The sequence below is a fragment of the Sphingobium sp. GW821-FHT02B05 genome (assembly GCF_059421905.1).
The window spans coordinates 1-13792 of sequence record NZ_JBWKVW010000003.1 but is presented as its reverse complement, the minus strand read 5'-3'; the positions used below and the strand labels follow the sequence as shown (position 1 = coordinate 13792).

Annotated in this window: 12 protein-coding genes, 1 tRNA gene and 1 riboswitch; of the genes, 7 read left to right on the top strand and 6 right to left on the bottom strand. The window is 63.4% G+C overall.

Going from position 1 to position 13792, the window contains the following annotated elements; all coding sequences use genetic code 11:
* Positions 1-20: 20 nt before the first annotated feature.
* Together AC07UX_RS12295 and AC07UX_RS12290 are read left to right on the top strand one after the other, a co-directional pair.
* Positions 21-2036, top strand: coding sequence for a TonB-dependent receptor plug domain-containing protein (locus tag AC07UX_RS12295; RefSeq protein ID WP_495192311.1), 2016 nt, complete (start codon positions 21-23; stop codon positions 2034-2036).
* A gap of 29 nt (positions 2037-2065) precedes the next feature.
* Positions 2066-2308 carry a DUF1294 domain-containing protein gene (locus AC07UX_RS12290; protein ID WP_495192310.1) on the top strand — a complete coding sequence of 81 codons (243 nt, stop codon included), beginning with the start codon at positions 2066-2068 and terminating at the stop codon, positions 2306-2308.
* A gap of 22 nt (positions 2309-2330) precedes the next feature.
* On the opposite strand, the gene AC07UX_RS12285 is transcribed toward AC07UX_RS12290, so the two are convergent.
* Positions 2331-2405, bottom strand: a tRNA-Thr gene (locus AC07UX_RS12285).
* 116 nt (positions 2406-2521) lie between these two features.
* Here AC07UX_RS12285 and AC07UX_RS12280 point away from each other — a divergent pair.
* Positions 2522-2650 carry a hypothetical protein gene (locus tag AC07UX_RS12280; RefSeq protein WP_495192309.1) on the top strand — a complete coding sequence of 43 codons (129 nt, stop codon included), beginning with the start codon at positions 2522-2524 and terminating at the stop codon, positions 2648-2650.
* 3 nt (positions 2651-2653) lie between these two features.
* On the opposite strand, the gene AC07UX_RS12275 is transcribed toward AC07UX_RS12280, so the two are convergent.
* Positions 2654-4435 (bottom strand): aminopeptidase P family protein, encoded by a 1782-nt coding sequence (locus AC07UX_RS12275; protein ID WP_495192308.1) that lies wholly within the window; start codon positions 4433-4435, stop codon positions 2654-2656.
* 110 nt (positions 4436-4545) lie between these two features.
* On the opposite strand from AC07UX_RS12275, the gene AC07UX_RS12270 reads away from it, so the two are divergent.
* Complete coding sequence (locus AC07UX_RS12270) at positions 4546-6606, top strand: S9 family peptidase (RefSeq protein ID WP_495192307.1); 2061 nt, start codon at positions 4546-4548, stop codon at positions 6604-6606.
* On the top strand, positions 6606-7001 hold the full coding sequence (locus AC07UX_RS12265) for an acyl-CoA thioesterase (protein ID WP_495192306.1): 396 nt from the start codon (positions 6606-6608) through the stop codon (positions 6999-7001). Before AC07UX_RS12270 ends, AC07UX_RS12265 begins: the two co-directional genes overlap by 1 nt.
* Before the next feature lie 17 nt (positions 7002-7018).
* On the opposite strand, the gene AC07UX_RS12260 is transcribed toward AC07UX_RS12265, so the two are convergent.
* Positions 7019-8863, bottom strand: a complete 1845-nt coding sequence (locus tag AC07UX_RS12260) for an ABCB family ABC transporter ATP-binding protein/permease (RefSeq protein WP_495192305.1) — start codon at positions 8861-8863, stop codon at positions 7019-7021.
* Positions 8864-9276: 413 nt separating this feature from the next.
* Here AC07UX_RS12260 and AC07UX_RS12255 point away from each other — a divergent pair, with 413 nt between their 5' ends.
* Positions 9277-9993, top strand: coding sequence for a DUF6891 domain-containing protein (locus AC07UX_RS12255; protein WP_495192304.1), 717 nt, complete (start codon positions 9277-9279; stop codon positions 9991-9993).
* Between the two features lie 442 nt (positions 9994-10435).
* Here the strand turns inward: AC07UX_RS12255 and AC07UX_RS12250 are convergent, their stop codons facing one another.
* The 3 genes from AC07UX_RS12250 to AC07UX_RS12240 form a co-directional block, all read right to left on the bottom strand.
* On the bottom strand, positions 10436-10582 hold the full coding sequence (locus tag AC07UX_RS12250) for a hypothetical protein (RefSeq protein WP_495192303.1): 147 nt from the start codon (positions 10580-10582) through the stop codon (positions 10436-10438).
* Between the two features lie 237 nt (positions 10583-10819).
* A complete protein-coding gene (thiC, locus tag AC07UX_RS12245; RefSeq protein ID WP_495192302.1) occupies positions 10820-12754 on the bottom strand; it encodes a phosphomethylpyrimidine synthase ThiC in 1935 nt (644 codons plus the stop codon).
* Between the two features lie 11 nt (positions 12755-12765).
* The gene (locus AC07UX_RS12240; protein ID WP_495192301.1) at positions 12766-13173 is read right to left on the bottom strand and encodes a DUF2065 domain-containing protein; all 408 of its coding nucleotides are present in this window, start codon (positions 13171-13173) and stop codon (positions 12766-12768) included.
* 55 nt (positions 13174-13228) lie between these two features.
* Positions 13229-13339, bottom strand: a riboswitch (TPP riboswitch).
* A gap of 38 nt (positions 13340-13377) precedes the next feature.
* Between AC07UX_RS12240 and AC07UX_RS12235 the strand changes: the two genes are divergently transcribed.
* The gene (locus AC07UX_RS12235) at positions 13378-13668 is read left to right on the top strand and encodes a hypothetical protein (protein ID WP_495192300.1); all 291 of its coding nucleotides are present in this window, start codon (positions 13378-13380) and stop codon (positions 13666-13668) included.
* Positions 13669-13792 lie beyond the last annotated feature (124 nt).

Below are 13792 nucleotides of genomic sequence, written 5' to 3'. Positions count from 1 at the left end.
GGGGCGTCGAAGGGATCGCCATGAAAATTCTTATTCTGCCCGCTATCATGTTGTCCGTACCGACCGTCGCTTTCGCCCAGGCACCTGAAGAGGCGCCGAGCGATGCGTCGCAGATCATCGTCACCGGCGCGGGGCTGGAACTGCCACCGGGCACGCCAGCCTATGGATCGGTGGCGATCGACCGGCAGCGATTGTTGGACAGCGCATCGGGACGGATCGAAAGCGTGTTGGGCGACGTGGCCGGTTTCCAGCAATTTCGCCGGTCCGACAGCCGATCATCCAATCCATCGAATCAGGGAGCAACGCTGCGCGCGCTGGGTGGCAATGCGTCGAGCCGCACATTGATGCTGCTGGACGGCGTGCCGATCGCCGATCCCTTTTTCGGCTATATTCCTTTCAGTGCGCTGGCGCCCGAACGTTTGTCGGTGGTGCGGGTGACGCGCGGCGGCGGGATCGGCGCCTTTGGCGCGGGCGCGGTCGCAGGTACGATCGAGATGGCCAGCGCCACCCGCAACCAATTGCCCGACTTTTCCGCCAGCGCCTTCTACGGCAGCCGCGATTCGACCGAGCTGTCGGCCGGACTGACACAGGATCTGGGTGGCGGCTATGTTTCGCTCTCAGGCCGGTGGGACCGGGGCGACGGTTTCCAGACCACGCCAAAGGATCAGCGCGTCGCGGCCACCGTGCCGGCAGCCTATGATGGCTGGTCGACCAATTTGCGGGCGGTCGCGCCTCTTTCCGCCACGTCGGAGCTGCAATTCCGCGCGACCCTGTTCGAGGACAATCGCACGCTACGCTTCGCCGGCGCGGACAGCATGAGCCAGGGACAGGACGCCAGCATCCGCTATATCAGCCGAGGTGCGTGGCAGGTGGACGCGCTGGCCTATATTCAGGCGCGCAACTTCGCCAACATCGTCATGTCCTCCTCGACCTTCCGCAAGTCGCTGGACCAGCGCAATACGCCGTCCACCGGCATCGGGGGCAAGATCGAGATCCGGCCGCCAGTGAGCGAAGCGCATATGTTGCGGCTGGGCGTCGATACGCGCTTTGCGACGGGCGACATGTATGAGGACGCCTATAACGCCAATATTGCCGCCAACCCGCGCACCTTCCTGCGCCATGCAGGCGGCGACCAGTGGACGACCGGGATCTTCGCCGAGGATGACTGGACGCTTGGCAAACTGGTACTGACTGGCGGCGTCCGGGCAGATCGCTGGTCGATCAGCAATGGTTTCTATCACCAGGCGAGCGCCACGACGGGCGCCACCACGGGCAGCGATTATGCCGATCGGTCCGACTGGGAGTTTTCCGGCCGGGTCGGCGCGCTTTACCATGCCAGCGAAGCCTTCGCCCTGCGGGCGTCGGCCTATAGTGGCTTCCGCCTGCCGACTCTGAACGAGTTGTATCGCCCCTTCGTCGTCTTCCCGATCACGACGCAGGCCAATGCGGCGCTGACCCCCGAAAAGCTGAAGGGTGCTGAGGCGGGGATCGATCTGACGCCGATCGAGAATATTAGCTTGTCGGCCACCGCCTTCTACAACCGGCTTGACGATGCCATCGCCAACGTCACCGTCGCCACCAATACGCGCCAGCGCCAGAATGTCGACCGGATCGTCGCCAAGGGCATCGAACTGACCGCCGCTGCAAAGCTCGGCGACGTCAACCTGTCGGCCTCCTACGCCTATAGCCACAGCCGCGTCCGCGCGCCGGGTGCCGCTTTCGACGGCTTCACGCCTGCGCAAACGCCCCGTCATGCCGCCAGCGCCACGGTCGCCTATAGCCCCGCCCACGGACCATCGCTGTCGACCACGCTGCGCTATGTCGCGAAACAATATGAGGACGACCTGCAAAGCGACGTGCTGCCCGACGCGCTGACTCTGGACGCTATTGCCCGGCTGCCGGTCGGCCATGGCATCAGCCTGGTGGCGCGCGGCGAGAATCTGTTCGATGAGACGGTCGTGACCCGCAATGCCGGGGGGTCGATGGACCTTGGCACCCCGCGCACGCTCTGGATCGGCGTCAGTTTCGGGCGCTGACGATTCCAGCTATTCCGATCCTGTCAGCTTTGCTGACGCCAAATCTGATCGTCTTCACTCTGTTCGGCATGGACAAGCGGCGCGCCCGGATGGGTCGGCGCCGCTTGTCCGAACGCACGCTGCTGCTCTGGGCCCTGGTTGGCGGAACGCCGGGCGCCTTCCTTGGCCGCCATTTCTTTCGCCACAAGACCCGCAAACAGCCTTTTTCGACGCTGCTCTGGATGATAGCCGCGACACAAACGATGGCGATCGCCGCATGGGCGATGATCTGATTTCAGATTGTGGGGGAAGAAATGGTGCTGCCGGGGAGGATTGAACTCCCGACCTCAGCCTTACCAAGGATGCGCTCTACCACTGAGCTACGGCAGCACTCTATTTCTGTTCCAAGGCGTTATGTACGCTTCGGAGGCCGGGCCTATGGCCGCCCTTGCTGCGCATGTCAAGGCGGGTTGCGGTCGATCACGCATTTTGCTTATGCGCATTGCATGGCTGAAACGCAGGACGAGAAAAAGGCACGGTTGGCGCAGGCGCTGCGCAACAATCTGCGCAGGCGCAAAGCCCAAGCGCGGGAGGGCGCCGCGCCGCCCCCTCCCGCTGACAAGTCGGAAGACTAGGCTTTAAAGCGGCGCGCAGGCAGCCTGGAGCCAGGCAAGTGCGTCTCCTTCCAGTTGCGGGCCGACCAGGCCCAACACGGCGGCATGATAAGCGTCGAGCCACGCGCGCTCCTCGCTGCTCAGCATATCCTTGGCGACCAGCGTGCGGTCGATCGGCGCGAAAGTCAGCGTTTCGAAGCCCAGCATTGGCTTTTCCGCGCCGGGAACCTCGCGTTCCTCCACCAGCACCAGATTTTCGATGCGGATGCCATATTCGCCGGTCTTGTAATAGCCCGGCTCGTTGGAGAGGATCATGCCGGCCACCAGCGGCTCGTCGCCACCGCCGAAAGTGGCGATGCGCTGAGGCCCTTCATGCACCGACAGGAAGCTGCCGACGCCGTGGCCCGTGCCATGGGCATAATCCAGCCCTTCGGCCCACAGATATTGGCGTGCGAGCACATCCAGCTGACCGCCGCGCGTACCCTTTGGGAAAACGGCGCGAGCAAGCGCGATATGGCCCTTGAGCACCAGGGTGAAGCGGCGACGCATTTCGTCGGTGGGTGTACCGATGGCCAGCGTTCGGGTCACATCGGTGGTGCCGTCACGATACTGGCCGCCTGAATCGACCAGATAGAGGCTGTTTGGCTCGATCGGGCGATTCGTCTTTTCCTCGGCGCGATAATGGACGACCGCACCGTTCGGGCCGGCGCCGCTGATCGTATCGAAAGACAGGTCTTCGAGCAGCCCTGTGTCCTTACGAAACGCTTCAAGCCGGTCGGAAGCAGAGAGTTCTGTAAGGTCGCCCTTGGGGGCTTCCACCGCGATCCAATGCAGGAAACGGGTGAGAGCCGCACCGTCGCGGGCCTGCGCAGCCTTGTGCCCGGCGATTTCAGTGTCGTTTTTGATCGCCTTGGACAGGACGGCCGGGTCGCGCAGCGACAAGATAGTCGCACCGCCGGCGTCAAGGCCGTTGAAGATCGCCGCGACGGCCCGTTCGGGGTCGGCGACAACGGTCTTGCCATCAAGGTCTGCCAGCGCATCGGCAAAGGCAGCGCGATCATGAATGCGCACCGCGTTGCCCAGATGCTTGGCGACGGCCTCGTCCATTTTCTCCGGTGCGACATAAAGGTCGGCGGTCGCATCGGCATGAACGATGGCATAAGCGAGCGCGACCGGGGTCCGCTCCACATCCTTGCCGCGCACGTTGAAGGTCCAGGCGATCGAATCGAGCGCGGAAAGGACGACCGCGTCGGCTTTTTTCTCCGTCAGCCAGTCGGCCATGGCGGCACGCTTCTCGGCGGCGGACTGACCGGCGAAGCGATCGCCATGCACCACCAGCTTGGCGTCGCTGGGCGCCGGGCGATCGGGCCAGACGGCATCGACCGGATTGGTATCGACCGCAACCAGCTCGGCGCCCTTCTGGCTCAGCGCCTCGGTCGCCTGAATCACCCAGGCGCGGGTGTGCAGCCAAGGATCGTAGCCGATGCGTGCGCCCTGCCCGGCATGATCCTTGAGCCAGGCGGCTATGGACGTCTGCGGCACGCTTTCATATTGCCAGTGCGCGCCGTCGACCTGCTCGCGGACCTGGAGCGTGTAGCGGCCATCGACGAAGATCGCGGCTTCCTGCGGCAGGACCACCGCGCTGCCAGCCGACCCCTGAAATCCCGTCAGCCAGGCAAGGCGCTGGGCATAGGCGCCGACATATTCGCTCATATGCTCGTCGGTCAGGGGGACCACGAAACCGTCGAGCTTCTGGCGCACCAGTTGCGCGCGCAGGGCCTTCAGGCGATCTTCATAACTGGACATCGAACTTCCCTTGGATCATTCCGGCCTCTTGCGTTGGCCATAATGGCGACAACATAGAGCGACAGGCGCGTTTATTCCAGCGCAGCCCCCGTCTGAACCATGGATAGTTAATGACCGATCACATGCAGCCTCCCATCGCCGACCGCCGCCAGCACAGTTTCACGCATCACGGCATCACGGTGGACGACCCCTACGCATGGCTGCGCGACCCCGGCTATCCCGATGTGAAGGACAAGGATGTCCTGGCCTATCTGGAGGCCGAGAATGGCTGGTTCGAACGGGCGATGGCGCCACGCAAGCCGCTGCTGGACACGTTGTTCCAGGAAATGAAGGGCCGCATCAAGGAGGACGACCAGTCGGTTCCGCAAAAGGATGGCGACTATATCTATTGGCGCGCTTTCGAGACGGGGGCGCAATATCGCAAATGGTATCGCAAGCCGTCCGCCGGCGGTGACGACCAACTGATCCTCGACGAACCCGCGTTGGCGGAAGGACATGACTATTTCCGGCTGGGCGCGATGTCTGTCAGCCCGGATGGCCGATACCTGGCGTACGCCATCGACACCAACGGGTCGGAACGGTTCGAGGCGCGGATCAAGGATCTGTTTTCCGGCGAACTATTGCCTGAAGTCATCCCCGACACATTGTCGTCGCTGGTGTGGACGGCCGACAGCAAGGGGCTGCTCTACGGCTTGGCCAACGAGAATTGGCGGACCGACAATGCGCGTCTGCACCGGCTGGGGCAGAGCATCGAGAGCGACGTAGAGCTGTTCCATGAGGATGACGAGGGGTTCCGCGTCTCGATCGGCCTGACCTCGTCGGAAAAATGGATCGTCATCGCGACCGGCGACCATGTGACCAGCGAAGCCTGGCTGATCCCGTCCGACGACCCGACCGCGACGCCGCTGCTCGTGTCCGCACGAAAGGCTGGACGCGAATATGATGTCGATGAGCATGAAGGCACGCTCTATATCAAGACCAACGACAGCCATCCCAATTTCCGGCTGGTGAAGGCGACGCTGGACGCGCCCGACCGTTGGGAGGAAGTGATCGGCGCGGACGCGCATTTCTACCTGACCGATTTCACGCTGTTCAAGAGTTTCTATGTGACAGAAGGGCGGCAGGACGGTCTCGACCAGATCGAGTTGCGCGATTACGCCACGCACACGCCCAAGCGCATCCCCTTCCCGGAAGCCAGCTATTCGGCGAGCCTCGACGACAATCCGGAATATGACGTGACCAAGCTGCGCATCGGCTATGAATCGATGGTCACGCCGGACACCATCTACGACTATCATCTGGCGACGGGTGCGTTGGAGGTGCTGAAGGTCCAGGACATTCCGTCGGGCTATGATGCGAGCGGCTATGCTGCGGAACGGCTGATGATCGCGGCGCGCGACGGCACGCAGATTCCGGTGTCGATCGTCTATCCCAAGGATTTCCCGCGCGACGGCAGCGCTCCGCTGCATCTTTACGGCTATGGCGCCTATGGCATGGCGATGGAGCCGGGCTTTTCGACCAGCCGCCTGTCGCTGCTGGATCGCGGCTTCGCCTTTGCCATCGCCCATATTCGCGGCGGCGATGACCTGGGCCAGCAATGGTATCTGGACGGCAAGCTGGACAAGCGGGTCAACACCTTCACCGATTTCGTCGATGTGGCGAAGGGGCTGATCGCGCTTGGCTATTCGTCGAAGGGCAGGATCAGCATTTCGGGCGGATCGGCCGGCGGCGAATTGATGGGCGCTGTGATCAACTCCGACCCCGACCTGTGGGGCGCGGTGGTGGCGCATGTGCCGTTCGTCGATGTGCTCAACACCATGCTGGATGAAACATTGCCGCTGACGCCCGGCGAATGGCCCGAATGGGGCAATCCGATCGAGGACGAGGCCGCGTTCCGCACGATCCAGAGCTATGACCCCTATACCCATGTTCGCGCGCAGGACTATCCGCCGTTGATGGTGACGGCCGGCCTCAACGATCCGCGCGTCACCTATTGGGAGCCGGCAAAGTGGGTGGCGAAGTTGCGGGCGACCAAGACCGACCAGAATATCCTGTTGCTCAAGACCAATATGGGCGCGGGCCATGGAGGCAAGTCGGGACGATTCGAAAGCCTGCATGAGACGGCGGAGGAGTTCGCCTTCATCCTGTGGCAATTGGGTGTGGAGGGTTGATGGCGTCCAGTTTCACCAAGCAGATCACGGCCCAGCCCCACCATATCGACGAGCTGGGCCATGTGAACAATGCGGTCTGGGTCCAATGGATGGAGCAGGTGTCGGTCGAGCACTGGCGACAGGATGCCGATCCGGCCCATGTCGATGCCTATATCTGGGTCGTGACCCGGCATGAGGTCGATTATCGTGGCAATGTGATCGAGGGCGATGTGGTGACGGCGCGCACCTGGATTCCGGAAGCGCCGCGCGGGGCGCGGTTCGACCGGCTGATCGAATTTACCGGGCCGGACGGCAAGGTGAAGGTTTCGGCCAAATCCACCTGGGCGATCATCGACAAGGCGACCGGCCGGATATTGCGGGTGCCGGCCGAGGTCGCCGCAAACTTCATCGACTGACCCGTTCAGGGGATCGGTCAGGGTCGGACGACCTCGAACATATCCTCTATGCCAGGCTGGCTCGGCATATCATCCCGCTCGGCGGCCTGTCGCGCCCACATCAGGGCGTAGAGGCCGTCGGCACGGACGAGATCGCCATGGCGGCCGCGCTCCACGATCACGCCCTTGTCCAGCACGATGATTTCATCGGCATCGACCACGGTCGAGAGGCGATGGGCCACCACCAGGGTCGTCCGCTTGCGGCTGATGTCGCGCAGGACGGTCTGGATTTCCGTTTCCGTGCGGCTGTCCAAGGCGCTGGTCGCTTCATCCAGCACCAGCACCGGCGGGTCTTTGAGCAGGGTGCGGGCGATCGCCACGCGCTGTTTCTCACCCCCTGACAGTTTGAGGCCGCGTTCGCCGACCCGCGTGGCATAGCCCTGCGGCAGGTCCATGATGAAGTCATGGATCGACGCGGCCCTGGCCGCCGCCTCTATGTCCTGCTGGCTCGCCCCTTCCCGGCCATAGCCGATATTATAGCCCACCGTATCGTTGAACAGGACCATGTCCTGCGGCACGATGCCGATCGCGGCGCGCAGCGAGGCCTGGGTCACGCCGGCTATGTCCTGCCCGTCGATCGACACCTGGCCCGACTGGATATCGTAGAAGCGGAAGAGGATGCGGGCGATGGTGGACTTGCCCGCGCCAGACGGGCCGACGATCGCCAATGTCTTGCCCGCCGGCACGGCAAAGCTGACGTCGTGCAGGATTTCGCGTTCCGGATCATAGCCAAAACGCACATGATCGAAGCGAACGGCACCACCATGCGGCTGCAGCGCCGGCGCGTCGGGCCGGTCGGCAATCTCCTGCTGCGTGTCGATCAGCTGATACATCGCTTCCATGTCGATCAGCCCTTGCCGGATGGTACGATAGACCATGCCGAGCAGGTCGAGCGGCCGAAACAGCTGGCTGAGCAATGTATTGACCAGCACCACGTCGCCGGTGGTGAACTGCCCCCGGCTCCAGCCCCAGACGGTGTAGGCCATGGCTCCTGCCATCATCAGGTTGGTGATGAGCGACTGGCCGATATTGAGCCAGGCGAGGCTGTTCTCGCTCTTGACCGCCGCCCCGGCATAGCGGCGCATCGCCGTGCCGTAACGGGTCGCCTCCCGCTGTTCGGCACCGAAATATTTGACCGTTTCGAAATTGAGCAGGCTGTCGACGGCATGGGCGACGGCATTGGTGTCCATATCCACCATGTCGCGGCGCAGCTGGTTGCGCCATTCGGTGACGGTGCGGGTGAACCAGATATAGAGCGCCACCATGGCCAGCGTGGCAACGACCAGCCCGGCACCGAATTTGACGAGAAAGATGGCGCAGACCGCCACCAGTTCCAGCACGGTCGGCGCGATGTTGAACAGCAGGAAATAGAGCATCGTGTCGATGCTCTTGGTGCCGCGCTCCACGATCTTGGTGACGGCGCCGGTGCGGCGATCGAGATGGAAGCGCAGAGACAGGCGGTGAAGATGGACGAAGACGTCGTCGGCCAGTCGCCGGCCAGCCTCCTGCCCGACCTTTTCGAAAACCGCATTGCGCAGATTGTCGAACAGGACGCTGGCGAAACGGGCGCCTGCATAGACGGCGACCAGCGCCATGGCGAGGCCGACCGCCGGCTCCATGCCCGGCGCCATCCGGTCGATCGCGGCCTTGTAAGCGAAGGGCATGGCGAGACTGACGACCTTGGCCAGCAGCACAAGCCCCATGGCGATGGCCACCCGGCGGCGCAGCGCGGCCGAATCGGCCGGCCAGAGATAGGGCAGGAAGCGGCGCAGCGTCGCCCATACGGGCGGAATCGGCGTGGAATCGGGCGTGGAGGGTGGCATCGGCCCCTTATGTAAGCGCTGTAGCGCGGCAATCCAGTGATTGTGCCACCGGACAGGCGGATCGACCCGGCAACAGGAACAGTCGCGCTTAACTTCGCACATTTCCCGCCAAACCCGACAGAATATTGCGCCACCATGGTCCTATCGCAAAGACGCGCCACGGCAGGGCCGAATGGCTGCGCGCGATGCGGCGGCGGGGCTGTATTGGCGAGCGGACCATCGACGAGGCGGCGTGCGTCTGGGGGAAGCGAAACCGGGCGCGCTGACTGCGGATCATGGGGCCGCCATGATCGGACCGCTCGAACGAACCGCCCGCGCAATGGAACAAAGCGGCGCTTTAGCCTCTTTTCCTTTGCGGCATAGCGCGGCATGATGGCGCGGTCGTGACGCATCGCAGGAGGCAAGACAGGCGCATGTTCGGGTCTTTGTGGAAGCGGATTTTCGGAAAGCAGGCAAGCGGCGAAGACCAGATATGCGAAGCGAAAGGCGCTGCCCCGACGTCCAGTTCGACTGGCAAGGCCATCGGCAACGCCGCGCCCAGCTACGACCCCGTTGCCGCATTGCGCGATCTGGTGCGGCGGGATGTCGCCGGCGGCTTTTTCGACGATGACGCGATCCTGACCAACGCCAACGACGTGTTCGAGGAGGAATTGCCCCGGCCGCTGTTGCGGGTCGAGGCGTCGGCCGCGTTGCGCGCCGCGCTGGCCGATCATCGGGCGGCCGAGCGGGACTGGTCGGAAATGACCGATTGCGACCGGCTGGACGCCGCCTTCGACGCGCTGGAAGAGGAAGGCATCGTCGCGCGGCAGAATTTCACTTGCTGCGGCACATGCGGCGCATCCGAAATCTGGGACGAGATCGAGGCCGCGCAGGACGAAGGCATGACCGTGGAGGGCTATGCCTTTTTCCATATGCAGGACACGGAGGGCGCGGTCGAAGGGCATGGCCTCTATCTCAACTATGGCGCCTGCGACCAGGGCGAGGACAAGGCGGTCGCAATCGGCCATCGCATCGTCGAACAGCTGGAGGCGCATGGCCTGACGACCCGCTGGGACGGGCGGCTGGAACAGCGCATCGGCGTGTCGCTGGAATGGAAGAAGCGGCGCAGCGCCGTGCTGATCCAGGATTAGGTCGGCAAAGTTCACAGTGTGAAGCGGCTTTTTGGTCCGAAGCGTTCGTGATGCACTCGCAAGGCGCTCGCGAAGCCTCACCGAGGCGTTCCCGAAGCCTCACCTCCTATTTTCGCTGCAACGGCCATTGCGCGTTGATAGAGGGTCATCGGCCGGCTCATAAACTGCTCATGCCGCCAAAGCGCCTCCGCCCAGTTCTGATCAAATTCCGTGCCGGCAAGGCGACGACGCAAGCGATGCGCGCTGGACGGCGACATGCCCACCGCGCGCGCGGCGTGGCGGACGCTGCCTGTCTGTATCAAGACGCCAAGGAAGCTGGCCTGCAAGGCGGGCGTCCAGTGGGCGCGGCGCTTTTGGGCAGGGGCAGCGGGCGGATTGGGGGGAGAAGATCGATCCATCCATGAGGATAGATCAGAGGATTTCCTAATAGGAAAGGGATGGATCAGGCCGAGGCGGGGTTGTGGCGGAACCGGTCGGCGAATTGCCGTTGGTTCCCATCCCCGGCGGCGAAGGCCAGCATGGTCCAGGGCGCATCGGCCGTCCATTCGATCCGGACCGGTTCCGGGCATAGGCCTTCCGATGCGGTCATGGCGCCTATTTCGCCATCATCGAGGCGAAAGATGGTCGGCCTCACCTATCCTTCCAGATGAGGCCGACCATCTATTTCATAGGCTAGAGCGTTTTCCAAGCAGGTGGAATCACCTGCTGAATCGGAAAACGCGGCAAATTAAAGACTTAGAGCAGCCGGGCCGATGCAATCGGATCGGAAACTGCTCTAAGCGCCCGTCCAACGCATGGATGCGAAAATGCCGATGGAACCGCCCGCTCAATCATGCTCCCGTCCGCCAGCGCCCATATAGAGTTCGCTGCCGGTCGCCTTGAAGAGCCTGCTCATTTCTTCCATGCCCTTGAGCGCGGCGGCCTTGCTGGCTTCCGCCACTTCCGCGCCGGTCAGGCCTGCTTCGAGGAAACCGTCGGCGGGTTGGTTCTTCTTCGCGGCAAAGTCCCTGACCTCCTGCGTGATCTTCATCGAACAGAATTTGGGGCCGCACATGGAGCAGAAATGGGCGCTCTTGGCGCCTTCGGCCGGGAGCGTCTGATCATGATATTGTTCCGCCGTGTCGGGATCGAGGCTCAGGTTGAACTGGTCGCGCCAGCGGAATTCGAAGCGGGCGCGGCTGAGCGCATCGTCGCGGACTTGCGCTGCCGGATGGCCCTTGGCCAGGTCGGCGGCGTGGGCGGCCAGCTTGTACGTCACCACGCCGACCTTCACATCGTCGCGGTCCGGCAGGCCCAGATGCTCCTTGGGCGTGACGTAGCAGAGCATGGCCGTGCCATACCAACCGATCTGCGCCGCGCCGATGCCGCTGGTGATATGGTCGTATCCCGGCGCGATATCGGTGGTGAGCGGCCCCAGGGTGTAGAAGGGCGCTTCGCCGCAGACTTGCAGCTGCTTTTCCATATTTTCCTTGATCTTGTGCATAGGCACATGGCCGGGCCCTTCGATCATCACCTGCACATCCTGTATCCAGGCCCTGTGGGTCAGTTCGCCCAGCGTGTAGAGTTCGGAGAATTGCGCTTCGTCATTGGCGTCAGCGATGGAGCCGGGGCGCAGGCCATCTCCCAAGGAATAGGCGATATCGTACGCCTTCATGATCTCCGTGATCTCGTCGAAATGCTCGTAGAGGAAGCTTTCCTTATGATGGGCGAGGCACCATTTCGCCATGATGGACCCGCCGCGCGAGACGATGCCGGTGACGCGCCTGGCCGCCATCGGGATATAGGCGAGGCGCACGCCGGCATGGATGGTGAAGTAATCGACGCCCTGTTCGGCCTGCTCAATGAGCGTGTCGCGGAAGATGTCCCAGTTGAGATCTTCGGCGACGCCGCCGACCTTTTCGAGTGCCTGATAGATGGGAACCGTGCCGATCGGGACCGGCGAATTGCGCAGGATCCATTCGCGCGTGTCGTGGATGTTGCGGCCGGTGGACAGGTCCATCACCGTGTCGGCGCCCCAGCGGATGGACCAGACGAGCTTGTCCACCTCCGCCGCGACGTCGGAGGCGACCGCCGAATTGCCGATATTGGCGTTGATCTTCACCAGGAAATTGCGGCCGATCGCCATCGGCTCGGATTCCGGGTGGTTGATGTTCGACGGGATGATGGCGCGGCCACGGGCGACTTCGTCCCGGACGAATTGCGGCGTCACATAGTCCGGGATGGATGCGCCCCAACTCTGGCCGTCGCGGACATATTCGGCGAGGCGCGCGCGGCCGAGATTTTCGCGTTCCGCCACATATTCCATTTCCGGCGTGATGATACCGCGGCGGGCATAATGCATCTGGCTGACATTGGCCCCGGCTTTCGCGCGCAGGGGCCGCTTCACGACATTGGGGAAAGGCTGGACGCCGCCCGAGCGATCGGGGCCTTTGAGGCCATTATCTTCCGGCTTGATCGCGCGGGCATCATATTCCTCGACATCGCCGCGTTCGCGTATCCAGTCGCGGCGCAGCTGCTGGAGGCCTGCCATGATGTCGATCCGCGCGTCCGGGTCAGTATATGGCCCCGACGTGTCATAGACGCGCACCGGCGGCTCGCCGCTGCCCGGCTCCAGATGGATCTCGCGCATGGCGACCTTTCGCGGGCCGACATGGATCTTCCTAGACCCGCGAATGGGGCCGGTGGTGACATTCATTGCGGCCTGCCGGTCGGTGAAGCCTTCGGCTTCCGGCATCTCTGTGCGGGCGGGGACATCTGCCATGGATTTGCCTTTCAGACGATGATGGTGGCGCGGCCGGTGAGGCCGGCGAGGAAAAGGAGGATGCCGAGGATAAGCGCGATGCCGGCCCAGGCCCGGATGAAGCCGGTCGACCAGTGGCCGATGCGAATGAGCGGACCGGGCACGGCAAGCAGCGTTGCGCCTTCGATCAGGGCGACATAGCCAATCAGGCTGACGACGCATGCGAGCGGATCGGTCCAAATGCTGTGGATCAGCACCAGCGTGCCGCCGACCGCAAAGACGGCGAACCCCAGTGCCACGACCAGCCCCGGCGAGCGGTTGAGATCGTCCATCACCGCCCGCCAGCGCGGCGGACTGGCCAGGCCGCCAATGCCGATGACGATCATGTAAAGGCCGAAAATTTCGGCCAGGCGCAGCGTCAGAACGGAAATCGTATCCATGGGCCGCCTCTCTTTCGTCTCTTTTCAAGGACGCGGGGCGGACGCGGTTTGCACATGATACAAGCCGTTCCCTCCCTACGCCGGTGTCAGCCGGATCAGGTTCAACGGGTCGCAGCCACTTCAGCTGCCTCTCAACCGCTTGTGTGCGGTCCCCCGGGGATGCTGGACAGGATAGGGAGGAAACGGCACAAGGTCCAGCAGCTTATGTTCGATACCCCACCACCCGATCTGTCGACCAAGGCTGGCCGCAAGGCCTGGCGCCATGAAATGCGCATGGTGGCGGTGCGGCCGCGCCGATGGGGATTGTGGCTGTTGACGCTGGGCTTTCTGCTGGTCATGGCGCCGGCCGCCTTTGGCCTGCATAGCCTGGGGGGCTGGTCGCCCAGCCTGTTGGGTAGTGTGTCGATGCTGGCCGCGTTGCCCTTGCTGGTGGCAGCCGCTCTGTTACGCCGGCGATATTCGCGCGACCGCGGGGTGCGGCGAGGAGGTAGATAGCCGCGAGAGGAAGTGGGGCTGTATCTGGCCAATGCCTCTCCCGCCCCGATCGTGGCAAGGACAGGTTTGCGGGATTTGTACAAACAAAAAAGCCCGCCGGATTGGCGGGCTTTTTGTCGTGCGT